The 25,602-nt window shown below is 67.9% G+C and carries 27 protein-coding genes, 1 other RNA gene and 1 pseudogene; 18 read left to right on the top strand and 11 right to left on the bottom strand.

Features of this window, described 5'->3' with window-relative positions; all coding sequences use genetic code 11:
- Positions 1–80: 80 nt before the first annotated feature.
- The 5 genes and pseudogenes from BPODLACK_RS11095 to BPODLACK_RS11115 form a co-directional block, all read left to right on the top strand.
- Positions 81–527, top strand: a pseudogene (locus tag BPODLACK_RS11095) (aldehyde dehydrogenase family protein); the annotation flags it as partial.
- 192 nt (positions 528–719) lie between these two features.
- The gene (locus tag BPODLACK_RS11100; protein WP_100055163.1) at positions 720–2,600 is read left to right on the top strand and encodes a propionyl-CoA synthetase; all 1,881 of its coding nucleotides are present in this window, start codon (positions 720–722) and stop codon (positions 2,598–2,600) included.
- A gap of 12 nt (positions 2,601–2,612) precedes the next feature.
- Positions 2,613–3,095, top strand: a complete 483-nt coding sequence (locus tag BPODLACK_RS11105) for a DUF6790 family protein (protein ID WP_100055164.1) — start codon at positions 2,613–2,615, stop codon at positions 3,093–3,095.
- A gap of 14 nt (positions 3,096–3,109) precedes the next feature.
- A complete protein-coding gene (locus tag BPODLACK_RS11110; RefSeq protein WP_100055165.1) occupies positions 3,110–3,574 on the top strand; it encodes a fluoride efflux transporter FluC in 465 nt (154 codons plus the stop codon).
- Positions 3,571–3,939: a fluoride efflux transporter FluC gene (locus BPODLACK_RS11115; protein ID WP_100055166.1), complete on the top strand. Its 369-nt coding sequence runs from the start codon at positions 3,571–3,573 to the stop codon at positions 3,937–3,939. The genes BPODLACK_RS11110 and BPODLACK_RS11115 overlap by 4 nt, the downstream gene beginning before the upstream one ends.
- Before the next feature lie 80 nt (positions 3,940–4,019).
- On the opposite strand, the gene BPODLACK_RS11120 is transcribed toward BPODLACK_RS11115, so the two are convergent.
- Both BPODLACK_RS11120 and BPODLACK_RS11125 read right to left on the bottom strand, forming a co-directional pair.
- Entirely contained in the window at positions 4,020–5,243 is a 1,224-nt protein-coding gene (locus BPODLACK_RS11120) for an acyl-CoA dehydrogenase family protein (RefSeq protein WP_100055167.1), read from the bottom strand.
- Between the two features lie 26 nt (positions 5,244–5,269).
- Positions 5,270–6,637 carry an acyl-CoA dehydrogenase family protein gene (locus BPODLACK_RS11125; protein ID WP_100055175.1) on the bottom strand — a complete coding sequence of 456 codons (1,368 nt, stop codon included), beginning with the start codon at positions 6,635–6,637 and terminating at the stop codon, positions 5,270–5,272.
- 158 nt (positions 6,638–6,795) lie between these two features.
- Here BPODLACK_RS11125 and BPODLACK_RS11130 point away from each other — a divergent pair, with 158 nt between their 5' ends.
- Together BPODLACK_RS11130 and BPODLACK_RS11135 are read left to right on the top strand one after the other, a co-directional pair.
- On the top strand, positions 6,796–7,254 hold the full coding sequence (locus BPODLACK_RS11130) for a DUF2752 domain-containing protein (RefSeq protein WP_100055168.1): 459 nt from the start codon (positions 6,796–6,798) through the stop codon (positions 7,252–7,254).
- 18 nt (positions 7,255–7,272) lie between these two features.
- Entirely contained in the window at positions 7,273–7,932 is a 660-nt protein-coding gene (locus BPODLACK_RS11135; RefSeq protein WP_100055169.1) for an MBL fold metallo-hydrolase, read from the top strand.
- A gap of 65 nt (positions 7,933–7,997) precedes the next feature.
- On the opposite strand, the gene hisN is transcribed toward BPODLACK_RS11135, so the two are convergent.
- Complete coding sequence (gene hisN, locus BPODLACK_RS11140; protein WP_100055170.1) at positions 7,998–8,828, bottom strand: histidinol-phosphatase; 831 nt, start codon at positions 8,826–8,828, stop codon at positions 7,998–8,000.
- A 19-nt stretch (positions 8,829–8,847) separates the two neighbouring features.
- On the opposite strand from hisN, the gene BPODLACK_RS11145 reads away from it, so the two are divergent.
- From BPODLACK_RS11145 to smpB, 7 genes are all read left to right on the top strand, one after another.
- Positions 8,848–9,240 carry a hypothetical protein gene (locus BPODLACK_RS11145; protein WP_100055171.1) on the top strand — a complete coding sequence of 131 codons (393 nt, stop codon included), beginning with the start codon at positions 8,848–8,850 and terminating at the stop codon, positions 9,238–9,240.
- A 40-nt stretch (positions 9,241–9,280) separates the two neighbouring features.
- A complete protein-coding gene (gene prfB, locus BPODLACK_RS11150; RefSeq protein WP_159405395.1) occupies positions 9,281–10,396 on the top strand; it encodes a peptide chain release factor 2 in 1,116 nt (371 codons plus the stop codon).
- Positions 10,393–11,358 carry a mechanosensitive ion channel family protein gene (locus BPODLACK_RS11155; protein ID WP_159405300.1) on the top strand — a complete coding sequence of 322 codons (966 nt, stop codon included), beginning with the start codon at positions 10,393–10,395 and terminating at the stop codon, positions 11,356–11,358. Before prfB ends, BPODLACK_RS11155 begins: the two co-directional genes overlap by 4 nt.
- Positions 11,359–11,874, top strand: a complete 516-nt coding sequence (locus tag BPODLACK_RS11160) for a hypothetical protein (RefSeq protein WP_159405301.1) — start codon at positions 11,359–11,361, stop codon at positions 11,872–11,874.
- 89 nt (positions 11,875–11,963) lie between these two features.
- A complete protein-coding gene (gene ftsE, locus BPODLACK_RS11165) occupies positions 11,964–12,650 on the top strand; it encodes a cell division ATP-binding protein FtsE (RefSeq protein WP_159405302.1) in 687 nt (228 codons plus the stop codon).
- A 55-nt stretch (positions 12,651–12,705) separates the two neighbouring features.
- A complete protein-coding gene (gene ftsX, locus BPODLACK_RS11170; protein ID WP_159405303.1) occupies positions 12,706–13,614 on the top strand; it encodes a permease-like cell division protein FtsX in 909 nt (302 codons plus the stop codon).
- 68 nt (positions 13,615–13,682) lie between these two features.
- Positions 13,683–14,156, top strand: coding sequence for an SsrA-binding protein SmpB (smpB, locus tag BPODLACK_RS11175; protein WP_159405304.1), 474 nt, complete (start codon positions 13,683–13,685; stop codon positions 14,154–14,156).
- A gap of 5 nt (positions 14,157–14,161) precedes the next feature.
- Here smpB and BPODLACK_RS11180 read toward each other — a convergent pair whose 3' ends face one another.
- Positions 14,162–14,521, bottom strand: a complete 360-nt coding sequence (locus BPODLACK_RS11180) for a hypothetical protein (protein WP_159405305.1) — start codon at positions 14,519–14,521, stop codon at positions 14,162–14,164.
- Between the two features lie 169 nt (positions 14,522–14,690).
- Here BPODLACK_RS11180 and BPODLACK_RS11185 point away from each other — a divergent pair, with 169 nt between their 5' ends.
- Complete coding sequence (locus BPODLACK_RS11185) at positions 14,691–15,257, top strand: TetR/AcrR family transcriptional regulator (RefSeq protein WP_159405306.1); 567 nt, start codon at positions 14,691–14,693, stop codon at positions 15,255–15,257.
- Between the two features lie 63 nt (positions 15,258–15,320).
- Positions 15,321–15,696, top strand: a transfer-messenger RNA (tmRNA) gene (gene ssrA, locus BPODLACK_RS11190).
- 44 nt (positions 15,697–15,740) lie between these two features.
- Here the strand turns inward: ssrA and BPODLACK_RS11195 are convergent.
- From BPODLACK_RS11195 to BPODLACK_RS11215, 5 genes are all read right to left on the bottom strand, one after another.
- Positions 15,741–16,292, bottom strand: coding sequence for a hypothetical protein (locus BPODLACK_RS11195; RefSeq protein ID WP_159405307.1), 552 nt, complete (start codon positions 16,290–16,292; stop codon positions 15,741–15,743).
- Between the two features lie 95 nt (positions 16,293–16,387).
- A complete protein-coding gene (locus BPODLACK_RS11200; protein WP_159405308.1) occupies positions 16,388–17,263 on the bottom strand; it encodes a metal ABC transporter permease in 876 nt (291 codons plus the stop codon).
- Positions 17,260–18,033, bottom strand: coding sequence for a metal ABC transporter ATP-binding protein (locus tag BPODLACK_RS11205; protein WP_159405309.1), 774 nt, complete (start codon positions 18,031–18,033; stop codon positions 17,260–17,262). Before BPODLACK_RS11205 ends, BPODLACK_RS11200 begins: the two co-directional genes overlap by 4 nt.
- Complete coding sequence (locus tag BPODLACK_RS11210; RefSeq protein ID WP_159405310.1) at positions 18,030–18,956, bottom strand: metal ABC transporter substrate-binding protein; 927 nt, start codon at positions 18,954–18,956, stop codon at positions 18,030–18,032. The genes BPODLACK_RS11205 and BPODLACK_RS11210 overlap by 4 nt, the downstream gene beginning before the upstream one ends.
- A 79-nt stretch (positions 18,957–19,035) precedes the next feature.
- Entirely contained in the window at positions 19,036–20,265 is a 1,230-nt protein-coding gene (locus BPODLACK_RS11215; protein ID WP_159405311.1) for a CaiB/BaiF CoA transferase family protein, read from the bottom strand.
- Between the two features lie 142 nt (positions 20,266–20,407).
- Here BPODLACK_RS11215 and BPODLACK_RS11220 point away from each other — a divergent pair, with 142 nt between their 5' ends.
- Positions 20,408–22,189 (top strand): long-chain-acyl-CoA synthetase, encoded by a 1,782-nt coding sequence (locus tag BPODLACK_RS11220; protein WP_159405312.1) that lies wholly within the window; start codon positions 20,408–20,410, stop codon positions 22,187–22,189.
- 102 nt (positions 22,190–22,291) lie between these two features.
- On the opposite strand, the gene BPODLACK_RS11225 is transcribed toward BPODLACK_RS11220, so the two are convergent.
- The gene (locus BPODLACK_RS11225) at positions 22,292–22,972 is read right to left on the bottom strand and encodes an alpha/beta fold hydrolase (RefSeq protein WP_159405313.1); all 681 of its coding nucleotides are present in this window, start codon (positions 22,970–22,972) and stop codon (positions 22,292–22,294) included.
- Between the two features lie 144 nt (positions 22,973–23,116).
- Between BPODLACK_RS11225 and pgm the strand changes: the two genes are divergently transcribed.
- Entirely contained in the window at positions 23,117–24,760 is a 1,644-nt protein-coding gene (pgm, locus tag BPODLACK_RS11230; protein ID WP_159405314.1) for a phosphoglucomutase (alpha-D-glucose-1,6-bisphosphate-dependent), read from the top strand.
- Here the strand turns inward: pgm and BPODLACK_RS11235 are convergent, their stop codons facing one another.
- On the bottom strand, positions 24,761–25,492 hold the full coding sequence (locus BPODLACK_RS11235; RefSeq protein ID WP_442903272.1) for a VIT1/CCC1 transporter family protein: 732 nt from the start codon (positions 25,490–25,492) through the stop codon (positions 24,761–24,763).
- Between the last annotated feature and the right edge of the window lie 110 nt (positions 25,493–25,602).

The raw sequence follows: 25,602 nt of genomic DNA on the forward strand, positions 1-25,602 counted from the left end.
CACGCTCGCGTCCGCTGCCGCGGTCCTTCAGAAGTTCTCCCTGGACACCTTCGACGGCCTGGAGTGGGAGGTGATGGGTGTCGCGGAAGGCGGCCGAGGGGCTGCTCGCCCAGGTGCGCGACGCGGTCGACAGGGGTGCGACCCTGCACGTCGGTGGAGAGCTCGCCGAGCACGGATGGTTCACCCCGGCAGTCCTGACCGGGGTCACCCCGGACATGCGCGCTTACCGTGAGGAGCTGTTCGGCCCGGTCGCCGTCGTCTATTCGGTGTCCGACGACGACGAGGCGGTCGCTCTCGCGAACGACGTCCCGTTCGGGCTCGGGGGTGCTGTCTTCTCGAGCGACGAGCAGCGGGCGATCGCGGTCGCGTCGCGACTCGAGGTGGGTATGGCCAATGTGAACACCTCGGCCGGCGAAGGCGCCGACGTGCCGTTCGGCGGAACCAAGCGTTCCGGCTTCGGGCGGGAACTCGGACCGCTCGGCATCGGCGAATTCGTCAACCGGCGCGTCTTCTACGTGCAGCGGTGACCTTCCCGCGGGCCCGCGCGTCGACGCAGCGGGGTCTGCGCCCGCTCGCCGCACGACGGTGACCGGTCGGCGCGCGGCCCGCGGAACAGGTGTCGTGTCGATCGTCACATGACTAACCTCTAACCGGGACACGGCACATCCGATGATGTGCCGCCCGAGGACGACGGCGTCAGGGCGAAGGGCGGATCAGCGATGGGACGATACGACGAGGCGTTCACACGGGCGACCGAGGACCGTGAGGGTTTCTGGCTCGACGCGGCGTCCGCGATCGACTGGACGGTCACTCCGACGCGGGCGCTCGACGACTCCGCCGCCCCGTTCTACCGGTGGTTTCCCGACGGCGAACTCAACACCTGCCACAACGCCCTGGACCGTCATGTCGCCGCGGGCCAGGGCGAGCGGACGGCCCTGATCTGGGACTCGGCGATGGTCGGCGAGGTCCGCCGCTACACCTATGCCGAGCTCCTGGACGAGGTGTCGCGGTTCGCCGGGGCACTCGCCGCCCACGGCGTGGGCGCGGGTGACCGCGTCGTGATCTACATGCCGATGATCCCCGAGGCCGCCATCGCGATGCTGGCCTGCGCGCGGATCGGGGCCGTGCACTCGGTGGTGTTCGGCGGCTTCGCCGCACCGGAACTGGCCGCCCGCATCGACGACGCGGAGCCGGTCGCCGTCGTCACCGCCTCCGGTGGGCTCGAACCGGGCCGTGCCGTGGAGTACCTGCCGATGGTCGCCAAGGCCGTCGAACTGTCGTCGGCCTCCCCGGCGACGATCATCGTCAAGGATCGCCCCGAGATCGCGGGCAGCGCCGCCGATCACGACGGCTGGCTGGACTGGGACGAGGTGACGCAGGTTGCCGAGCCCGCGGAGCCGGTGCCGGTGGCGGCGACCGATCCGCTCTACATCCTCTACACCTCCGGAACCACGGGTAAACCCAAGGGGGTGGTCCGCGACAACGGCGGTCACGCGGTGGCCCTGACGTGGTCGATGACGAACATCTACGACATCGCCGCGGGTGACGTCTGGTGGACCGCATCCGACGTGGGCTGGGTCGTCGGGCACTCCTACATCGTGTACGCCCCGCTGCTCGTCGGGGCGACGACGGTGATGTACGAGGGCAAGCCCGTGGGGACCCCCGACGCCGGCGCCTTCTGGCGGGTCGTCGCCGATCATCGGGTGAAGGCGCTGTTCACCGCGCCGACCGCGATCCGCGCGATCCGCAAGGCCGACCCGGAGGCCGCCGAGTTGGCCGCCCACGACGTGTCGTCGTTGCAGACCCTGTTCGCGGCCGGTGAGCGCCTCGACCCGGACACGTTCACCTGGGCATCGAGGATTCTCGGGGTGCCGGTCGTCGACCACTGGTGGCAGACCGAGACCGGATGGGCGATCGCCGCGAATCTGCGTGGGCTGGAACCGATGCCGATCAAGGCCGGATCGCCCACGGTGCCGGTCCCGGGTTTCCGGGTCGGGGTCGTCGACGCCGAGGGCAAGATCGTGGGCGCCGGCGAGGAGGGCAACATCGTCATCCGACTGCCACTGCCACCGGGCACCCTGGCCGGACTGTGGCGCGACGAGGAGCGTTACCGCAAGTCCTACCTCGCAGCGTTCGACGGTTACTACCTCACCGGGGACTCCGGATACGTCGACGCCGACGGTTACGTCTTCGTGCTCGGGCGTTCCGACGACGTGATCAACGTTGCCGGACACCGGCTCTCGACCGGCAGTATCGAGGCCGTCGTGGCGTCGCATCCGGCGGTCGCCGAATGTGCGGTCATCGGCATCCACGACGATCTCAAGGGGCAGCGACCGAGTGGGTATGTGGTGCTGAAGTCCGGTGTCGAGATCGAGGCCGACACCCTGCGCAGCGAGCTCGTGGCCAAGGTGCGCAACGAGATCGGTGCGGTCGCGACCTTCCGCGACGTGACCGTGGTGCCGGCACTGCCCAAGACCCGATCGGGCAAGATCCTGCGGAAGACGATGCGGCAGATCGCCGACCACGAGGAGTACACGGTCCCGTCGACCATCGAGGACCCCGACGTGCTGACCGCACTGGCCGAACAGCTCAAGGGCTGACGGGCGCACAACATGAGCGACCGCGCCCTCCGCATCGCGATAGCCGTCGTACCCTTCGTCGGGTTGGTCGGCACGATCATCACGACGGTGATCGACGCGCTGTCCCCAGGCGGCGATCTCGGCCGGGATCTGCTCGAGAACTCGGTGCTGTGGATGATCGGCGTGCAGGGCTGGATGACCGGTTGCGGTCACATGTTCTTCGGCGAGCCGATCGCCGAATCGATCGGGTGGCAGCCGAGGACGCCGTGGCAGTGGGAGGTCGGGCTGGCCAGCCTGGCGACCGGCGTCCTGGGTGTGATCGCGTCGGGGTTCGACGACGACTTCACACTGGCCACGATCATCGCCTTCGCGGTGTTCTACCTGGGGGCCGCCGTCGGGCACGTCCGGGAGATGGTGACCAGACGGAACTTCAAGGCGGGCAACGCCGGTCCGATCTTCGTCTTCGACGTGCTGGTACCGGTGTACCTGTTCGTCTTGTATGCCGTCGTGACGTAGCGGAGACTTGGCGGGTGCACGCAGACCAGCACGGCGAGCTGCCCGTCGACCCCGATGAGCGTCCGCCGCATCTTCGCGCCCGGGCGCTCGTCTGGGTGTTCGCCGGCGGGCTGTGCGGCACCGGCCTGCGGTACTTGGCCGAGCAGACCTTCCCGGCGGTCGACGGGCAATGGCCGTGGGCGACCTTCGGCGTCAACATCGCGGGCGCGTTCATCCTCGGCGCGCTGCTGGAAGTCCTTGCGCGACTGGGCCCCGACGACGGGTGGCGTCAGCGGGTGCGACTGTTCGGCGGTACCGGCATCTGCGGTGCGTTGACGACGTACAGCGCATTCGCCCTCGAGATCACAGATCTCGCACGGGCTTCGGCGGTGGTGACCGCGTTTGCCTATGCGGTGGTCAGCGTCGTGCTCGGGGTGTTCGCCGCCGCCGGTGGGATCGCGGCGGCGTCGAAGATCGCGACCCGACGGGACGGGCGATGATCGCGCTCGCGGTGATGGTGGCCGGTGCGTTCGGAGCGGTCGCCCGGTTCGTCGTCGACGGTGCGGTGAGACATCGATGGCCCGCCGTCACCCCGTGGGGGACCTTCGTCATCAACGTCACCGGCTCGGCGATCCTGGGCGTCCTGGCCGGACTGGTCGTGTTCCACGGGGCGCCGCACGAGCTGAGGACGATCCTCGGCACCGGATTCTGTGGCGGCTACACCACTTTCAGCACGGCAGTCTTCGAATCCGTGCGGCTCGCCCAGAATTCGGATCGGGTCGGCGCAGGCGTGTACGCGGTTGCGTCCGTGGCGGGATCGGTGGCGGCCTGCGCAGCCGGGATGGGCGTGGCGGGATTGTTCTGAGTCCGGAGCGGTGGCAGAAGCAGTTCGGCCCTGCGACCCCCCCCGAGCAAGGTCGCAGGGCCGGAACCGGCCTCAGCGCCTCACTTGAGCTCGGCGCTGCTCTTGTTGAGCACGCGCCGGGCGATGATGAGGTTCTGGATCTGCTGGGTGCCCTCGAAGATGTCGAGGATCTTCGAGTCCCGGGCCCACTTCTCCACCAGCAGACGTTCGGAATACCCGAGCGTCCCGGTCAGCTCCACCACCTTGTTGGTGATGTCGGTGACGGTGCGTCCGGCCTTGGCCTTCGACATCGACGCCTCGGTCGAGTTCGGCTGCTTGTTGTCGGCCATCCAGGTCGCGCGCATCGTGTGCAGGTAGGCCGCCTCGAAATCGGCCTCCATGCGCAGGAACTCGGCGGCCGCGGCGTGCTGGTCGGCGGCGGGACGGTCATAATCGACCTCGATGCCGGCCTCGTCGAGGATGCGGCGCAGTTCCTCGAGTGCGGCACGCGCGACACCCACGGCCATGCCCGCGACGAGGGGACGGGTGTTGTCGAAGGTCTGCATGACCCCGCCGAACCCCTTCTTGGTGTCCACCTCCGGGGACCCGAGCAGGTTGTCCTTGGGGATGCGGCAGTTCTCGAACCGGATGACCGCGGTGTCGGAGACACGGATACCCAGCTTGTGTTCCAGCCGAACGACTTCTACCCCGGGATGCTCGCGCGGGACCACGAAGCTCTTGATGGCGGCGCGACCGAGGCTCTTGTCGACGGTCGCCCACACGACGATGTGGGTGGCGCGCGATCCGGCGGTCACGAAGATCTTCTCGCCGTTGATGACGTACTCGTCGCCGTCGAGGGTCGCGGTGGTGCTCACGGCCGCCGAGTCGGAGCCGAAGCTCGGTTCGGTGATGGCCATCGCCGCCCACACCTTGCCGAATCGTTCGAGCTGCTCGTCGGTGGCCACCGCGGCGATGGCCGAGTTCCCCAGCCCCTGGTAGGGGATGGACAGCATGAGACCGAGGTCGCCCCAGCATGTCTCGATCACGTTGAGCGCCGACTGCATGTTGCCGCCGTTGACGACCTGCCCTTCCGGCTTGGGCTTGGCCTTCTTCTGCTGGCTGCGGCCGCCGTCGGCACCCGCACCGGCCTGACCGGTCTCGGCGAGACCGTCGTAGAGGCTGGCCAGGGTGTCGAGTTCGACCGGGTAGTCGTGTTCGCGCAGGTCGTATTTGCGCGAGATGGGTCGGAAGATCTCCGCCGCCGCCTGGTGTGCCTGGTCGATGGTGACGTGCAGCTTCTTCGGGAGTTCGAGATTGATGCTCATGTCAGGTTCCTTGGGTCACAAGCGGTTCAGAGGACGACGATGCCTTCGCCGATGCCGGCGCCGCGCAGGTCGCGGTACCAGCGTTCGACCGGATGCTCCTTGGTGAAGCCGTGGCCGCCGAGGAGTTGGACGCCGTCGAGGCCGATCTGCAGGCCCTTGTCGATGGTGAGCTTGCGAGCGAGGGCGGCCTCGCGGGCGAAGCTCAGGCCCTGCTCGGCGCGGGCGGCGCCGCGCAGCGTGACCAGTCGGATCGAGTCGACCTCGGTGGCGATGTTGGCCACCATGAAGGCGACGGCCTGGCGGTTGGAGATCGGCTCGCCGAAGGCCTCACGCTCGTTGACGTAGGGGATGACGTAGTCGAGAACCGCACGGGCGGTACCGGCGGCCAGGGCCGACCAGCCCAGGCGCGACAGGCGCACGACGTCGCGGTATGCGGCCGCTGCGGCGGGACCCGTACCGGCGAGGAGCGCCGTCTCGGGAACCGCGACGTCCTGCAGGAGCAGCCGTCCCATGCCGGCCGCGCGGACGCCCATACCGGGGTCGGCTTCGACGATGAGTCCCTTGGAATCCGACTCGACCACGAACAGGGCGGGCTTGCCGTCGAGCTGGGCTCCGACGAGGAACAGCTCCGACGACCCGGCGGCCGGCACGAAGGACTTCACGCCGTTGAGGCGGTAGCCGCTGGGCACGCGGGTTGCCTTGGTGGTCAACGAGAATGCGTCGAAGAGCGGCTTGGGCTCGGCGATGACGACCGCCGATTGCGGAACGTTGTCGCCGGCGAAGTCGGGGAGGTAGGTGCGCTGCTGTTCGTCGGTGCCGAAGTTGGTGAGGGTGGTGGCCACACCGCTGGGGGCGAGCAGCGGGAGCGCCAGGCCCATGTCGCCGTAGGCCATCGCCTCGGCGACGAGCGCGTTGGTGACGACGCCGCGTTCGGTGGCCGCGCCGTCGAAGTCCTCGGGCACGTTGATCATCGTGATGCCGAGCTCGGTCGAACGCTTCACGATGTCCTCGGGCGCGGCGGCCGCGGCGTCGGCCTCGTAGGCGGCGGGGCGCAGGATCTCGGTGGCGAACTCCTTCACCGTCTCCGCGATCATCTGCTGCTCGTCGTCGGGGGTGAGGTTGAAGTAGTCCTTCGGTGCGGTGGTCAGACGCTTGGCGTCGCCCGATCCGCCCTGAGCGGCCTTGAAGGCGCGGTTGGCCGCACCGAGGGTCTGGAAACCCGTCTTGGTGGCCTGGTAGGCGACACGGTTGATCGGCTCGCGGATCTTGTACTTCTCGGCGAATTCCGAGCCAGTCACCGTCGAGAGCACACGCATCGCGGTGCCGATGAAGTTGCGGGGATGCGGGTTGCGGCCGACTGCGGAGGTGTCGCGCGGTTCGGTGTGAGTTGTCATGATCACCAGCCGTTTCTTCCAGTCGCCCCTTCCGGGGCCTGTGCACAGGTTTGCGGACCGATCTTACTCGGTAGTAAGTCCAGACCTTACTCGTTAGTAAGAAGTTTGTCACGCACTCGTCGGACGCCGTCGCTCCCCGCGCGCGCTAGGCTGGCCGGGTGACCGTGGATGACCGCTCCGACCTGCGCTTATCGACGTCGGGCACCCTCGGGGCGGGGGTGGTCGGGCTGGCCGGTACCGCCGCGGTCGCAGCGGCCTGTGTGCTGACCCCCGCCGGGATCGCCGCGGGGCCGGGGATCTGTCCGTTCGCGATGACGACGGGCCTGCCGTGCCCAGGGTGCGGTCTGACCCGTAGCTGGGTGGCCCTCATGCACGGCGATGTCGCGGAGTCGTTCCGCTTCAACGTCTTCGGGCCGATCCTGCTCGTCCTCACCGCCGTGACCGTCGTCTTCGCGGCCGTGACCCTGGTGCGTCGTCGGAGGATGCCGCTCGACGGCTGGCGCGACATCGTGCTCGGCCGGGCGGGTGCCGTTCTCCTCGGGGCGTGGTTGAGCTACGGGCTGGTGCGCATCGTCGACACCGCGGCGGGGTGGGGGATCTTCCCGATCGTGGTTTGAAGAAGGCAGAGTGGATGCATGCAGATCACCCACTTCGGTCACTCCTGTCTGCTCGTCGAGATCGACGGGACCAAGGTGCTCTTCGACCCGGGCAACTTCTCGCACGGTTTCGAGGGCATCAGCGGTCTCGACGCGATCCTCATCACCCATCAGCACCCCGACCACTGCGATGTCGCGAAACTGCCCGACCTCGTCGCCGCCAACCCGGACGCCGTCCTCTACGCCGACCCGCAGACCACCGCCCAGCTCAACGGTGACGACGTCGCCGGCACCTGGACCGCCGCGCGCGGTGGTGCGCAGATCGAGATCGGTTCGCTCACCGCACGTTTCACCGGCGGCCGGCACGCGGTCATCCATCCCGAGATCCCGGTCATCGACAACGTCGCCTACCTCCTGGGCACCGCCGACAAGCCGGGGCAGTTCATGCACCCGGGCGACTCGTTCTACATCCCCTTCGAGCACGTCGACGTCCTCGCGCTGCCGTCGGCCGCACCGTGGATGAAGCTCAGCGAATCCGTCGACTACCTCCGCGCGATGGCACCGCGGGTCGCCGTGCCGATCCACCAGGCGATCCTGTCCGACGCCGGAACCGGCATCCACTACGGGCGGTTGTCGGAGATGAAGGACGACGCGACCGAGTTCGTGGTGCTCGACGAGGAGACCGGTACCGAGGTGTAGGTCGTCTCACCAGGCCCTTCGTGGCTCGTCGCTATCGCTCCTCGCGCCTCAGGGGGCGAGGGGCCCTAGGGAGCGGGTGGGGCGAGCGCCGTGAGCACCTCGTCGTGCAGCAGGCCGTTGCTGGCGACGGCGCTCCCGCCGGCCGGACCGGGTGTCCCGTCGAGAGCGGTGAACCGGCCGCCGGCCTCCCGGACGAGGATGTCGAGCGGAGCGAGGTCCCACAGGGAGACCTCCGGTTCGGCGGCGACGTCGACTGCACCCTCGGCCACCAGGCAGTAGTTGAAGAAGTCGCCGTAGCCGCGCACCCGCCAGACCCGGTCGGTGAGGTCGACGAAGCGCTCCCGGATACCGCGCTCGGCCCAGCCCGAGAGGCTCGAGAACGCCAAACTCGACGAGGAGAGGTCGCTCACCCCCGAGACCGAGAGCTGCCGGGCGTCCTCGCCGTCGAAGCAGGTGTGGGCGCCGAGTCCGCCTGCCGCCCACCACCGTCGACGCAGGGCGGGTGCCGACACCACACCGACGGTCGGCACGCCGTCGACGAGCAGGGCGATCAGGGTGGCCCAGACCGGGACGCCGCGGACGAAGTTCTTGGTGCCGTCGATGGGGTCGATGACCCACTGGCGGCCGGTGAGGGCCGCCTCACCGCCGAACTCCTCACCGAGGACCATGTCGGCGGGCCGTCGAGCGGTCAGCCGTTCCCGGAGCAGCGTCTCGCAGGCGAGGTCGGCGTCGGAGACGGGTGTCAGATCCGGCTTGTCGTCGACGCGGAGGTCGACGGCCCCGAACCGGTCCGTGGTGAGCGCGTCGGCGGAATCGGCGAGGGACAGCGCGAGTTCGAGGTCGTCGTCGTAGCTCTGTGAGGTGCCGGGTTTCTTCGGACCGGAGTCGGCGGACATGCCCGGTAGGGTAGCCCGCATGGTGCTCACCGTGATGTTCACCCTGTTGCTGGCCGCGTTGGTGGTGGTGCTGGCGATCCAGTGGCAGCGGGGCCGGAACCCGCAGACCATGTCCGCGGCCAGGGCGTCGCAGTACGTGCAGGGCACACTCACGGTCGTCGGCGTCTCCGACAACCAGAGCGACCCCCGGAGCGCCACCGACCGGGACGGTCAGCGGTTCTACACCATCACCGGGACCATCGTCGGACCCGAGACCACCCCGACCGAGGTGTACGGCACGCTCGTGCTCGGTCCGGACGATCCGTGGCCGCAGGTGGGCGACGACCTCCCGGTGATCTACAAGCCGCACAAGGCCGTGACGTCCTGGCAGTTCGGCGTCCTGCCCGATCCGCAGCCGCCCCTCGGGGCCTGACGCTGCCTGGCCCGCCCGCCGGTCGGTACTCTGGATGACTGTGCATCCCGACGTGACCGCAGACCTCGAATCCCTCGACGCCACCTTGACCACCGTGGAAAAGGTGCTCGACCTCGAGGAGCTGCGTCGTCGCATCGACGAGTTGGAGATGCAGGCCTCGGACCCCGACCTGTGGAACGACCAGGACCACGCGCAGAAGGTCACCAGTGAGCTCTCGCACGCCCAGTCCGAGCTGCGCAAGGTCTCCGAGCTGCGTCAGCGTCTGGACGATCTGCCGGTGCACTACGAGCTCGCGGACGCCGAAGAGGGCGACGACAAGACCGCCGCGCTGGCCGACGCCGACGCCGAGCGGGCGAGCCTGCGCGCCGACATCGAGGCGATGGAGGTCAAGACGATGCTCGCGGGCGAGTACGACTCCCGCGAGGCGCTGGTCAACATCCGCTCCGGAGCGGGCGGCGTGGACGCCGCCGACTGGGCGCAGATGCTGATGCGCATGTACATCCGGTGGGCCGAGCAGAAGGGCTACGGCGTCGAGGTCTACGACACCTCCTACGCCGAGGAGGCCGGGCTCAAATCCGCGACCTTCGCGGTCAAGGCCCCCTATATGTACGGCACCCTGTCGGTGGAGCAGGGCACCCACCGCCTCGTGCGGATCAGCCCGTTCGACAACCAGAGCCGCCGCCAGACCTCGTTCGCCGAGGTCGAGGTGCTGCCCGTGGTCGAGACCACCGACCACATCGACGTCGACGAGAACGACGTCAAGGTCGACGTCTACCGCTCGTCGGGTCCGGGCGGTCAGTCGGTCAACACAACCGACTCCGCGGTGCGCCTCACGCACATTCCGACCGGGATCGTCGTGACCTGCCAGAACGAGAAGAGCCAGCTGCAGAACAAGGCGTCGGCCATGCGGGTGCTGCAGGCCAAGCTCCTCGAGCGCAAACGCCAGGAGGAGCGCGCCGAGCTCGATGCCCTCAAGGGTGACGGCGGTTCGAGCTGGGGCAACCAGATGCGTTCCTACGTCCTGCACCCGTATCAGATGGTCAAGGACCTGCGGACCGGTGTGGAGGACAACAACCCGACCACCGTGCTCGACGGCGAGCTCGACAAATTCATCGAGGCCGGAATCCGCTGGCGGATGGCGGCCGCCGAAGCGTGATCGTGCAGCCCGGAACCGCCTTGCTGGCCGCCGGACCGTCCCCGACCGAACTCCTCGTCGGCCGGGTCTATGTCTGGCTGGCCACCAACGGCCTCGAGATCCTCATCTGGATTCTGGGTGCGGTGTTGCTGGCCCGGGTCATCCGCTGGTCCGCCGGCAGATACGCGTCGAGAGTCGAGTCGCGCTTCTCCACCAGCGATCTGATCGTGCAGACCGAGGACGCCAAGCACCGTCGGGCGCTGGTCGACGTGGTGGCCTGGACGTTGATCGTGATCATCGCGATCATCGTGACGATTCACGTCCTCGGTGTGTTCGGGATACCGCTGAGCGGACTCACCGGACCCACCGCGGTGATCGGTGCGGCGCTCGGCTTCGGCGCCCAGCGCATCGTGCAGGACATCCTGGCCGGGTTCTTCGTCGTCGCCGAGAAGCAGTACGGCTACGGCGACGTGGTGAACCTGACGGTGACCGGCAACGCCCCGGCCGAGGGGACCGTCGAGGACGTGACACTGCGGGTGACCAAGTTGCGCACCACCGAGGGGGAGGTCATCACCGTCCCCAACGGGCAGATCGTCAAGGCCACCAACCTGTCGAAGGACTGGGCTCGTGCCGTCGTCGACGTCCCGGTGCCCTCCGAGGCCGACATCGGTCTCGTCAACGACACCCTCGACCGGGTCGGCCACGAGTTCTACGAACTGCCGCGCTGGCACGACCTTCTGCTCGATGCGCCGTCGTCGCTGGGCGTGATCAACCTCGAGCTCGACTCGATCACGGTGCGCATGGTGACGCGGACCCTACCGGGCAAGCAGTTCGAGGTCGGGCGGGCGCTGCGCGTCCACATCGTCCGCGCGCTCGCCCGCGAGGGGATCACGGTGCCCGCCGGTCGCGAGGTCCGCGCCGCCGGCGGACCGCCGGCGACCCTGGCCGATCAGACCGGACGCGACCGGGACGGGGGCGAGTAGATGACCGAGTCCCAACAGATCGAGACCCGGCGCAGTGAGTCCCGGCCGCAGGGTTCCCAGCCGTCGGGGTCGGGTGGCCCGACCCCGGACGACACCCGCCGTCGTCGCACCTTCCGGTGGAGGCAGCACATCGGCGGGACGTCGATCCGGATCAGCACCGCGCTCCTGCTGGTCGCGTTCGTCCTGTGCGGTGTCCTCTACGGCTACACCTCGCAGCGCTACGGCGTCGTCGCCCCGGAACCGCCGCGGCCCGCACCGAGGACCTCGCAGGTCGTCGAACCCACGTACCGGGAGACGCCGCCGTCGACGTTCTCCGAGACGACGTCGGAGACCCCCTCCGACGTGTCGACGACCGACGAGCCCGGGTTCGGCGGGACCGACACGTCGGCGCCGTCCGGTGGGACCCGCTCCCCGTCGACGCCGTCCACGACGCGCCAGACGGTCCCCGGACTGCCCGGCGTCGAGATACCGAATCTCGGCGCGCCCGCGCCGACCACCCCGGTTCCGACACGCTGACCCTGGCGTAACCGCTGGTCAAGGCGTTGACCGGCTCGGTGCGTCATGCCTGAACGGACTCTCAGGCGCCGTCGTTACACTGGCTCATCGTGATCAAGCTGGAGAACGTCACGATGCAGTACAAGGCATCCTCTCGACCGGCTCTCAAGGAATTGAGCTTCGAGGTCGACAAAGGGGAGTTCGCGTTCCTCATCGGACCGTCGGGATCGGGGAAATCGACGTTCTTCCGGTTGCTGCTCAAGGAGGACCGGCCCACGAGCGGCGACGTGTACCTCGGAGAGTTCCACGTGAACAGGCTCCGGGCGCGGGACGTGCCCAAGCTGCGACAGTCCATCGGCTGCGTCTTCCAGGACTTCCGCCTGCTGCAGAAGAAGACCGTCGCCGAGAACGTCGCCTTCGCGCTCGAGGTGATCGGCCGACCACGGTCGACGGTCCAGCGGGTGGTTCCCGAGGTGCTCGAATACGTCGGGCTCGAGGGCAAGCACGATCGCATGCCCAACGAACTGTCCGGCGGCGAGATGCAGCGCGTGGCCATCGCACGCGCGATCGTCAACCGGCCGCTCGTGCTGCTGGCCGACGAACCGACCGGAAACCTCGATCCCGAGACCAGCGAGGAGATCGTCGACGTCCTCGACCGGGTCAACCGCCGGGGGACCACGGTGGTCATGGCCACCCACGACCGGCACATCGTCGACGCGATGCGACGCCGGGTCCTCGAATTCGACAACGGGCAGCTGGTGCGCAACGACCCGCAGGGTGTGTACGGAATCGGCTGACGGCTGGGCCCGCACCCCGACACACCACCACGACCCCAAGGACGTCTGAGCAAGCATGCGAGCGAATTTCATCATCAGCGAGGTTCTCCACGGGCTCCGCCGCAACGCGACCATGACCATCGCGATGATCATCACCACGGCCATCACCCTGGGAATGTTCGGCGGCGGTCTGCTGGTGATCCAGATGGCCGACAAGAGCCAGCAGATCTTCCTCGACCGGGTGGAGATGGAGTTCTACCTCAATCCCGAAGTCACCGAGCGGGATCCGCAGTGCGATGCCGACCCCTGTGCGCAGCTGCGCCGGGGGCTGGAGAACGAGCCCGGTGTCACCTCGGTGACCTACCTCGACAAGGACGAGGCCTACGAGCGGGCGAAGGAGATCTTCGCGAACAACCCCGACCTCGCCGAGAACATCGTCGAGGGCACCCTGCCGGCATCGTTGCGGGTGCGGGTGTCCGATCCTGCTCAGTTCGACGCCGTGCTCACCGAGTACGCCGGCCGAAAAGACTTGGGCGTGGATGCTTTCAAGGACGACCGCAAGCTGGTGCAACGTATCTTCAGCGTGCTCGACGGAGTTCGGAACGCGACGTTCGCGATCGCCTCGGTGCTCGCGGTCGCGGCGATCCTGTTGATCATCAACACCGTTCAGATCGCGGCGTTCACCCGCCGCACCGAGGTCTCGATCATGCGGCTCGTGGGTGCGACCCGCTGGTACACCCAGCTGCCCTTCCTGCTGGAGGCGGTGGTGTCCGCCCTTGCCGGTGCGTTGCTGGCGATCGGCGGTCTCCTGCTCGCGAAGAAGTTCTTCTTCGACACCGCGCTCAAGGAGCTCTACGGCGTCAGTTTCTTCGCGCGTATCGAGCTGACGGACGTGTTGTTCGTGGCGCCCTGGTTGATCCTCGGCGGAATCGTGTTGGCGGGCGCGACGGCATATGTCACTCTTCGTGTGTACGTCCGTGAGTGAGCGGACCCACTGCTGCCGGTGTGGCGCAGGCAGTACGACTACCGGTTCGACGAGGAGGTGAGTCCGCGATGCCCAGGGAGAAGGGACGCAACGTGATTGCGTCGAACCGCAAGGCCCGGCACAACTACACCATCCTCGACGTCTACGAGGCCGGCATCGCCCTCGTCGGGACCGAGGTGAAGAGCCTGCGTGCCGGCAAGGCCTCGCTGGTGGACGCCTTCGCCACGATCGACGACGGTGAGGTGTGGTTGCACGCCCTGCACATCGCCGAATACGGCCAGGGCTCGTGGACGAACCACGCGGTCCGACGCAAGCGCAAGCTTCTTCTGCATCGTCGCGAGATCGACAACCTCATCGGCAAGATCCGAGACGGCAACCTCACCCTCGTGCCGCTCTCGATGTACTTCAGCGATGGTCGCGTGAAGGTCGAGCTGGCGCTGGCCCGCGGTAAGCAGGCCCACGACAAGCGCCACGACATCGCCAGGAGAACCGCGCAGCGCGAGGTCGAGCGCGAGGTCGGCCGCCGCGTGAAGGGGATGTAGCTGACTCAGGCGGCGTCGACGAGCCGGGTGGGCTTCGGCGAGGGCACGATCTCCGTGGCCTCGGTCGGTGTCCGGTAGGTGCGCTCGTACCGCTCGACGTCGGCGCGACGCAGCGGGGGTGTCATCGGGTCCGAGGAGACGATCAGGTCGTCGTCGTCCCGGCTCTGGTCGCTGAGCAGGATCTGGAAGCGGAACGACGTGAACGACAGCGCGAACAGCACCGCCATCGCCGTGCCGAACGGCCAGGCCGGACCGGCCACGCCGCCGGCGAGGGTGACGACGAACAGTCCCATGAGCGCGAATGCCAGCAGCAGGCCGAGATAGCCGAGGAACGAGAACGAGATCGAGCGGAGTGCATTGCGCACGACGAACCTCCTTGGATCGGGCGATGCGGCGACCCGCACCGCTACAGGCGATGTATCGATACACTGACTGTATCGCAACGCTCTATGTAGCGTTTGTGGGCGCCGTGATATTCCTGAGTGATCGATATCGACCGGTACCGATCGGCACGACGGGCGAAGGGGTTTCCGAGTGGCATCCGACAGCGGCGCGAAGATCATCACGGCCGCCCTCGAGTTGCTGCGCACACGAGGTCCTGCGGCGGTTACGATCGAGGCGGTGGCGGCGCATTCCGGCGTGGCCCGCACCACGATCTACCGGCGGTATCGGAACCGGGACGAGATGCTCACGGCCGCACTGCTCGACGTCGGGACCCCGTCGGCGCCCGACGGTGAGCTGTCCGGGGAGGACCGACTCCGCTGGGTGGTGCGCCAGGCCGCATCCATGGTCGTCGACGGCATCGGCTTCGGCGGTATGGCGGCGCTGATCACCGACACCGATCCGGCCTTCGCCGAACTGTTCCGACGGGTCCTGGGCGAGCATCGGACACGGCTCGCCGAGGTCCTGGCGACGGGAACGGCACAGGGGACGCTCGCCGACGGGGTCGACCCCGACACGGTGATCGACGGGATCGTCGGGGTGCTGGTCGCCGAGCGGGCCCGCACCGGAGCGATCGGGCCGGACTGGGAAGGGCGCGTGGTCGCGATGTTCGCACCGGTGGCGCTGCCCGCCGATGTCCGCGTCGGAAATCCGGAATGAACTCGGCGTCGCGGGTTGTTACACTGAAGTGCTCGCTGACTCACGTCGGCGGGTTCCTGTCTCGGGGCTGATCGGTTTCGACTACGTGCGTCGAGGTAGGGGAAGCGTGTCGGTGCAGGCTGGAGACCACCGTATAAGCGTCGCAGCAACCAATTAAGCGCCGATTCCAATCAGCGCGACTACGCCCTCGCTGCCTGATCAGCGACGGCTAGTCTGTCGGCCCGGATTGTGCTCCCGAATCCGGATGCCGGCATCATCTCAGGGAGCTCACCGTCCTCGCCGGTCGCGGGTGGGGGCGGAACATCACACAGCGACTGGGATCGTCATCTCGGCTTGTTCGCGTGACCGGGAGATCCGAGTAGAGACATAGCGGACTGCACACGGAGAAGCCCTACCAACACGACGGAGGACCCGGGTTCAATTCCCGGCAGCTCCACGAGAAGCGCCCCACCTGTTCGCAGGTGGGGCGCTCGTCGTTTCCGGTCAGCTGGGCTGAGGCTGCTCGCCGGTGGGCTGCCGGCTCGGCGTCGGTGTGTCCGGCGCGTCGTCGGTCGAGCCCCATCGTTGCGGACCGCCCGGTCCGCGGAAGTGGCCGTGCGGACCGTCACGTCCGTCCGCTCGGTTCGGGTCGCTGTCGAACCGCGAGGACATCACCCGGTCCGGCCGGTCGGATGTCGTGTCGCCGGTGATGTATCCGGCGCCGAAGCCGAGCGCCACTGCGATCAGCACCACTCCCACGCCGGCGGCGGCCAGGATCGGTGTCTTGAACCTGGACGCGGCGGAGGTCGTCGACGCCGGGGCGGGAGTCGGCGAACCCTCCGTCACGGAGTTCGAGTCGTGCAGTCGCTCGGTCGGCTGGTCGTCGGGGGTCCGGTCGTCGGGGGTCCGCGCCATCGGCGCGGTTGACGTGTCCGGGTCGGGGGTCTGCTGCGGTTCGGCCGCCTCGGGCGTGGGATTGTCCGGAGTCGGGTTCATGAGGTTCTGCTTTCGTTCGCTGCCTGGACGGTCCGGGTTGCCCCGGAAAGCGAACGCCATGATGCTGTCGTTTCCTGGTCCGATGCTGTCGACTGCCTGTACGCCGCCTGTGAACGTGACGCGTCAGGTCACCGTCGCGTCAGGTCACCGACTCGTCAGGTCACCGGCGCGTCGGCGACGGTGTTCTCGCGGTGACGGCGGCGTTTGCCGACCACGCCCTGGGTCGGGCTGAACAGGAAGACGAGCAGGAACAGGATGCCCTGCACGAGAACGACCATGCCGCCGGGTGAGGTGTCCTGGTAGTACGACACGTACAGGCCGATCACGCCGCAGAGCGCCGAGGTGGCCGGTGCGATGATCAGCATCCGGTTGAAGCGATCGGTGAGCAGTTGCGCGGTGGCACCGGGGATGATCAGCATCGCCACCACCAGGACGATGCCGACGACCTGCAGGGCGGTCACGGCGGTGAGGGCCAGCAGGGCGAGCAGGGCGGCGCCCAGAAGTCGCGGGCTGAGGCCGATCGCGAAGGCGTGTGTGGGGTCGAACGCGTACAGGGTGAAGTCGCGTCGCTTGAGCAGCAGGATGACCGCGACGATGGCGCCGAGGACGGCGATCTGGATCAGGTCGGAGGTCGAGACGCCGAGCAGGTTGCCGAAGATGATGTGGTTCAGATCGGTCTGGCTCGGCGTCACCGAGATGAGGACGAGCCCGAGCGCGAACAGAGTCGTGAAGACGATGCCGATCGCGGCGTCCTCCTTCACCCGGCCGCCGTCGCGGACCGCGCCGATCATCGCGACCGCGAGAAACCCGAACACGACCGCGCCGACGGCGAACGGGATTCCGGCGATGTAGGCGAGGACGACGCCGGGCAGCACCGCGTGGGAAACGGCGTCGCCCATCAGGGACCAGCCGATGAGCACCAGCCAGCAGGACAGCAGGGCACACACCACCGACGAGATCAGCGTCGCCCACAGGGCTCGTGTCATGAAGGCGTAGGCGAACGGGTCGAGGAGGTGGTCGACGATGCTCATGACGCCTCTTCCCGGCGGTCGCTGGGTGTCGGTCCGGGACGGTCGAGCGGGTCGAGTCCGAAGGCACGCACGAGATTGTCCGTGGTGATGACCTCGGCCGGCTCACCCTGGGCAACCACCCTGCGCATCAGCAGGATCGCCTCGTCGGCGAGGGTCGGCAGGACTTGGAGATCGTGCGTGGAGACGAGGATCGTCGCGCCGGAGTCGGCGAGTTCGCGCAGCAACGCGGTGATGGTGGCCTCGGTGCGCTTGTCGACACCGGCGAACGGCTCGTCGAGCAGCAGGATCGAGGCCTCCTGCGCGATGCCGCGGGCCACGAAGGCGCGTTTGCGCTGTCCGCCGGAGAGCTGACCGATCTGACGGTCGGCGTAGTCGGTCAGCTCGACGCGCGCCAGTGCGTCGTCGACGGCGTCGTGGTCGGTACGCCGCGGCCGTCGGGTGAAGCCGAGATGCCCATAGCGGCCGGTCATCACGACATCGCGGACAGACAACGGGAAGGACCAGTCGATGTCCTCGGACTGCGGGACGTATCCGACGATCCCGGCCTTGCGGGCGGCAACCGGGGTCCGGCCGGCGAGGGTGACCGAGCCGGTGCTCGGGGTGACCGCTCCGACGATCGTCTTGAACAGCGTCGACTTGCCGGACCCGTTCATGCCGACGAGTGCGCAGACGCGCCCGGTCGGCACGCGTACCGATGCGTGTTCGAGCGCGAGGATTCGGCCGTATCGCACCGTGACGTCGTCGACCTCGATGGCGTGCGAGGTGATCATCGGTTGTCTCCCGTCAGCCCCGACACGATGGTCCGGGCGTCGTGGCGGATCAGGTCGAGGTAAGTGGGCACCGGGCCGTCGGGCTCGGAGAGGGAGTCGACGTACAGGGTGCCGCCGAAGCGGGTGCCGGTGGCGCCGACGACCTGCTGCATCGCCGCGTCGGAGACCGTCGACTCGCAGAAGACCGCCGGCACCCGGCTCTTGCGGACGAAGTCGATGACCGAGGCGACCTGCTGCGGGGTGGCCTGCTGTTCGGCGTTGACCGGCCAGATGTAGCGCTCGGTGAGTCCGGCGTCCCGAGCCAGATAAGAGAAGGCGCCCTCGCAGGTGACCAGTGCCCGTTCGTTGGGCGGCAGGTGGTCCAGGGCGTCGACCAGTTCGGTCTGCACCTGCCGCAACTGCTCCTTGTACGACGCGCCGTTGGCGGCGAAGATCTCTGCGCCGTCGGGGTCGAGGTCGGAGAACGCGTCGACGAGATTGTCGACGTAGATGCCCACGTTCACCGGACTCATCCAGGCATGCGGATTCGGTTTGCCCGCATAGGCATCCGAGGCGATGTCGATCGGTTCGACGCCGTCGCTGGCCACGACGTGTTCGACGTCGAGCCCCTCGACGAACTGCCCGAACCAGGCCTCGAGGTTCAGTCCGTTGTCGACGACGAGCGAAGCCGTCGCGGTGCGCCGGACGTCCCCGGGAGTCGGTTCGTAGCCGTGGATCTCCGCGCCCGGCTTGGTGATCGACTCGACGCGCAGCCGGTCACCCGCGACGTTCGAGGCGATGTCGGCGAGCACGGTGAAGGTCGTCAGCACGACCTTCTCGTCGGGTAGGCGGCTCGACAGGGTGCAACCCGCGATGAGGACGCTCGTCGCGGCGATGAATGCGCCAACCGACAGGAGTCGGCGGGCAGCATTCGGCTTGGGCATGCCGACACTATAGATTCGGCCACCCGAACTTTCCACTCGGGAGACCCTCACATCAGGTCGGCCCGGTCTGCAGGACCCGTCAGATGACGCCCGACTCCCGGAGCTCGGCCACCTCGTCGGCCGTCATGCCCAGCACCTCGCCGTAGACGGTCTCGTTGTCGCATCCCGGTTCGGGCGGGCCGGCGTTGCGGATCCCGCCGGGCGTCTCGCTGAACTGCGGGACCACGCCCGGTCCGAGGACGGTGCGTTGCGCGCGTTCGTCGTAGTGTTCGGCGATCATCCCGCGCGCCTGCAGGTGGGGGTCGGCGACGACCTCGGCGACCGTGTTGACCGGCCCCACGACGACTCCCGCGGCGCTCAGGACCTCGGTGAGTTTGTCCGGTGAGTACTGCGCCGACCACTCGCCGATGAGCTCGTCGAGTTCGTCCTGGTTGCGACCGCGGGCCGCGTGATCGGCGAACCGTTCGTCGGTGGCCAGCTCGGGTCGGCCCATCGCCTCGCAGAGGCGAGCGAACACCGAATCCTGGTTGGCGGCGATGATCACGTGCGTGCCCTCGCTGGTGGGGTAGAGGTTCGACGGCGCGATGCCGTCCAGGCGGGTACCCGACGGCCCGCGCACCACTCCGCCGGCGTCGTAGTCGGCGATCGCCGATTCCTGCACGGCGACACAGGATTCGATGAGCGAGGTGTCGACGACCTGACCCTTGCCGGTCACCGAACGGCGGTACAGCGCGGCGAGTGCGCCCTGTGCCGCGAACATCCCGGCGAGGGTGTCGCCGAGCGAGAGCGCCAGCCGCGGGGGCAATTGCCCGGGGTAGCCGTTCAGATGTCGCAGGCCGCTCGCGGCCTCGGCGACCGAGGCGTAACCCGCGCGCGTCGCATCCGGCCCGGTCTGGCCGTAACCCGACACCCGCACGACGATGAGGCCGGGGTTGCGTTCGGACAAGACGTCGGGACCGATCCCGAGCCGTTCGAGCGTCCCCGGTCGGAAGTTCTCGACGATCACGTCGGCGTGGTCGGCCAGACGCAGGAAGATCTCGCGGCCGCGGTCGGCGCGCAGGTCGAGGGTGATCGCCTTCTTGTTACGCCCGTGGACCGTCCAGTAGAAGCGGTGGCCGTCGACCTCGGCCTGGCCCCAGGTGCGGATCGGGTCGGGCTTGCCCGGTGGTTCGATCTTGATGACGTCGGCGCCCATGTCGCCCAGGAGTCGAGCCGCGTGCGGACCCGCGATCAGGGTGCCCAGTTCGAGTACGGTGACGCCGTCGAGCGGGCCGGCCGGGACTGCCGCAGCAACTGTGGTGTCGGTCATGGACAACAGTGTGGCCGGTCACGTCCGCCGGACCAAGACGCAGGGGACACCCGACTTGAAACGAATCGCCTCCGACGTTTCATTGTCGTCGAACTCCCGCTATGGTGTGTGTCGTCGAACACACATCGGGGGAGGGTTACGAATGGTGGATCATGCGTCGGGGACCGGGCTCCTGCCCGACATCCGGCTGGCCGACATGGCAGCCGGGGTCGCATCACTGCGCAAGGACATCGGGACCGTGCTGCGTGTGCTGCCGGAGATGCTGCCCAAACCGCCGACGACAAAGATGTCGATCGGCAAGCGCTTCCAGCAGTCCGTGGCCAAGTACCCCGATCGCGACTTCCTGCGCTTCGAAGGCGCCTCGATCACCTACCGCGAGGCCAATGCGCGGGCCAATCGTCTCGCCGACTTCCTGACCCGCGAGGGGGTGGGCAAGGGCGACGTGGTGGCGGTGCTGTCGAAGAACCATCCCGACGTGGTGATCGCCATGCTCGCGATCGTCAAGATCGGCGCGATCTGCGGCATGATCAACTTCCACCAGCGCGGCGCGGTACTCGAACACAGCCTCGGTCTGATCGACGCGAAGGCCGTTCTCTACCAGGAAGACCTGGCCGAGGCGCTCGACTCGGTACCGCAGAGCGCCCGCCCGGGAAAGGAATTCACCTTCGAGAAGCTCCCTTCGCTGGCCTCGGCGTGCTCGCCGGCGAACCCGGCCGCGACGGAGTCGGTCGAACTCGGGTCCACCGCGATCTACATCTTCACCTCGGGCACCACCGGATACCCCAAGGCCAGCAAGATGACCCACTACCGCTGGCTGGTGGCCATGAACGGGATCGGCGGCCTCGGCATCCGGTTGCGCGGCGACGACGTGATGTACACCGCGCTGCCCTTCTACCACAACAACGCGCTCACGATCTCGCTGTCGTCGGTGCTCGCCTCCGGCGCCTGCCTCGCGATCGGCAAGCAGTTCTCGGCGTCGCGCTTCGTCGACGAACTCATCGAGAACGACGCCACCGCCTTCAGCTACATCGGCGAACTGTGCCGGTATCTCCTTGCGCAGCCGCCGAAGTCGACCGATCGCGCCCACCGTGTGCGACTCGCCGTCGGCAACGGTCTGCGACCCGACATCTGGGACGACTTCACCGAGCGATTCGGCATCGACCGCATCGTCGAACTGTATGCGGCCAGTGAGGCGAACATCGGTTTCGTCAACGTCTTCGGGCTCTCGAAGACCGCGGGCTTCTCGCCGCTGCCCTACCTCGTCGCCGAGTACGACGAGGAGACCGGCGAACCGCTGCGCGGCCCCGACGGCCGGGTGCGCAAGGTTGGCAAGGGCGGTACGGGACTGCTTCTCGCGCAGATCAACTCGCGGGTGCCGTTCGACGGTTACACCGACCCGAAGGCCACCGAGAAGAAGATCGTGCGCGACGTCCGGAAGAAGGGCGACGCCTGGTTCAACAGCGGCGACGTGGTCCGGGATCAGGGCTTCTCGCACATCGGTTTCGTCGATCGCATCGGCGACACCTTCCGGTGGAAAGGTGAGAACGTCGCCACCACCGAGGTCGAGGCGGTCATCGACGCGCACGACTCGGTCGAGGAGGCCGTCGTCTTCGGCGTCCCGGTGCCCGGGGTCGACGGCAAGGCCGGGATGGCCGCCGTGAGCCTCCACGACGGCCACGACTTCGACGCCGCGGGGTTCGCGGCGCACATCAAAACCGGACTGCCGAGCTATGCGGTGCCGCTGTTCGTACGGATCGTCGACCAGCTCGAGCACACGTCGACGTTCAAGAACATGCGGACCGAACTGCGCAAACAGGCCTACACCGAGACCGCCGACGACCCGCTGTACGTGCTCGCCGGCGACACCTACGTCGAGTTCTATCCGGAATACGTCGAGGAGCTGTCCGGGAAGCGGCGCGTCTGACCCTCTGACCGCTCGATCGCGGCCGAGACCCTCCACTGTTGGGGATTCCCACCACCCCGGGGGGTGCCGGAAATCCCCAACAGTGGTGGGTTTCAGGGAGGGTCAGGCTCGCCGCAAGGCCGTGAGCCGTTCACCGACGAAATCGAGGGCGGCTCGCTGCCACAGACCGATGTGGTCGAGCATCGCGTGACCGCCGTCGGGCACGTTGACGAACTCGGCGTCGATCCCCTGCGCCGACAACTCGTCGACGCCTTTCCGGGTGCGCTTGGCAAAGGTGCGTTCATCGGCGTCGCCGTGGACCGCCACCACGCGGGCCCCGGGCTGGATGTGTCGCCAGTCGGCGAACTGCCACCACGGGGCGAGCGCCAGGACGCCGATAACCCGGCGGTCGGCGGCCAGGTGTGCGGCGACCCGACCGCCCATCGAGTGACCGATCGCCACGACCGGAACTCCCGGGTGCCGTCGGCACAACTCGGCGAGCGCGGCGCGCGACGGCGACATCGGGCTGCTCTCCTCGCCGTTCCAGCCGTAGACGCGATACCGCACCTGGTGCACGTGGACAGCCCGTCCGTAGCGGAGCCGGAGTGACCAGGTGAACGGATACATCCGCAGGGCAGATCCCTGCCAAGGGGAGAACGGCTTGAGACTGTCGTCGGTGCCGCCCGGCAGTACGAGTACGAGAAGTCCGACCGGGTCGCGTCCGGGGGAGAACAGTCTGGGGGAGAACAGTCTGGGCGAGAACAGTCTGGGCGAGAACAGTCTGGGCGAGCCGGGGTCGAACATGATCTGGCAGCCCTCCAACCGGCTCGTCGACGATCGGTCCAGCCTAGCGATCCGCTTGGACGAAGACGGCGGACGTGTCTCTCGAGAAGCGCTGATCGGTGCCGTCCGACGGGCGAATTGCGCCGTTGGTGGCAGAATCGCGATATGGCACATTCCCGCGCTGGAACATTGGCCCTGCCCGAAGACCTCGTAGATGTGGAGGCACTCGAACGTGCCTATTACGAGAATGTCCCCGATGCGTCGGACCCGTTGCAGCAGGTCGTGTTCGGAACCTCCGGTCATCGAGGTTCGAGTTTCGACACCGCATTCAACGAAGCGCATATCCTCGCGACGACCCAGGCGATTGTCGAATATCGGCGAAATGCGGGAATCACGGGTCCGCTGTTCATCGGATTCGACACCCACGCTTTGTCGGTTCCGGCATGGCGGACCGCGCTGGAGGTTCTCGCCGCCAACGAGGTGACGGTCCTCACCGCCGAGGACGACTCGTTCACCCCGACCCCCGCGATCAGCCGCGCCATCCTGACGTTCAACAAGGAGAACCCCGGTGTGCTCTCCGACGGCATCGTGGTGACGCCCTCGCACAATCCGCCCCGCGACGGGGGGTTCAAGTACAACCCGCCGACCGGTGGTCCGGCGGACACCACGGTCACCTCGGCGATCGCGGCGCGGGCAAACGCACTGCTCGCCTCGGGGCTCGACGGCGTCAAGCGGATCCCGTTCGAGCGCGCGCGGGCGAGCAAACACGTGCAGGATCACTCGTTTCTGCTCGACTACATCAACGGCATCGGCGAGGTCGTCGACATGCGGGCGATCCGGGATGCCGGAATCAAGATCGGTGCCGATCCGCTCGGCGGGGCGTCGGTGGGGTATTGGGCCGCGCTCGGCCTGCGCTACAACCTCGAGCACCTCACCGTCGTGAACCCGACCGTCGATCCGACGTTCTCGTTCATGACGCTCGACACCGACGGCAAGATCCGGATGGACTGCTCGTCGTCGAATGCGATGGCCTCGCTCATCTCCGCACGCGACTCCTTCGACATCGCCACCGGCAACGACGCCGACTCCGACCGTCACGGGATCGTCACCCCCGACGCCGGTCTGATGAATCCGAACCACTACCTCGCGGTCGCCATCGACTACCTGTTCACCCACCGCCCGCAGTGGTCGGCACAGGCCGCGGTGGGCAAGACGCTGGTGTCCTCGTCGTTGATCGACCGGGTGGTCGCCGGGATGGGGCGTCCGCTGCTCGAGGTGCCGGTCGGTTTCAAGTGGTTCGTCGACGGACTGCTCTCCGGACGCGTCGCCTTCGGCGGCGAGGAGAGCGCCGGGGCGTCGTTCCTGACGTTCGACGGCAGTCCGTGGTCGACCGACAAGGACGGCATCATCATGGCCCTGCTCGCCTCGGAGATCCTGGCGGTCACCGGCAAGACGCCGTCGCAGCGGTACGCCGAACTCGCCGAGGAATTCGGGGAGACCGCCTACGCCCGGATCGACGCGCCCGCCTCACGTGAGCAGAAGGCGGTGCTGTCGAAGCTGTCGCCGGAGCAGGTGAAGGCCACCGAACTCGCCGGTGAACCCATCTCGGCCATCATGACGACCGCGCCCGGGAACGGAGCGGCCATCGGCGGTCTGAAGGTCACCACCGAGAACGCGTGGTTCGCCGCACGGCCGTCGGGTACCGAGGACGTCTACAAGATCTACGCCGAATCCTTCAAGGGCGCCGAGCACCTCGCGCAGGTGCAGAAGGAGGCCCAGCAGGTCGTCGACACCGCGCTGGGAAGCTGATCAGCCGCCCGCGGGCACTCCGATGGCCAGGCCGACCAGATAGGTTGCGCCGGCGGCGATGACGCCGAAGCACAGCTGGCGCAGCGCACCGCGGGCGATCGGGTGTCGGGTGACGTAGGCGGCGACGCCACCGGCGATGAGCAGGCCGACGGCGCCGGCCGACAGTCCGAGGATCAGCGAGGAGAACCCGAGAAGGTAGGGGACCAGCGGTACGACGCCGCCGATGCCGAACATCACGAACGACGAGATCGCCGCCACCCACGGAGAGGGCTTGTCCGACGGGTCGACACCGAGCTCCTGGGTGATGTGGACGTCGACGGCGCTCTCGGGGTCGCGATGGATCTCGTGTGCCGCGGTGGTCGCGGTCTCCTCGCTCATACCCATCTCGGTGAGCATGTCGATCAGCTCGCGAAGCTCGGCGCACGGGTTCTCCTCGATCTCGGTGCGCTCGACCTCGACTTCGGCGTCGAGCTGCTCGTTCTGCGTCGACACCGAAGTGAACTCGCCGAGCGCCATCGAGAACGCGCCCGCGATCAGACCGGCGACACCCGACAGAATGATGGTGTGCGCACTGGCACCCGCGCCCCCGACGCCGGCGACGAGGCTGATGTTGGTGACGAGTCCGTCCATCGCGCCGAAGGTCGCGGCCCGCACCCGACCGCCCGACACGTCCGGGTGCTCATGGCTGATGGGCGTCGGCTCCGCGTCGACCTCGCTGTTGGTCACTCGCAGAGCCTAACGACGCAGGTGGGAGCCCGCTCGCCGAGCGAGTTCGACCGGGTCGCGTCGGCTCGCGACCCGCTGGGCGTTGCCGTCGACCACGTCGGCCGTTCATACGCTCA

The sequence above is a fragment of the Gordonia sp. YY1 genome (assembly GCF_009872315.1).
Taxonomy (GTDB): domain Bacteria; phylum Actinomycetota; class Actinomycetes; order Mycobacteriales; family Mycobacteriaceae; genus Gordonia; species Gordonia amicalis.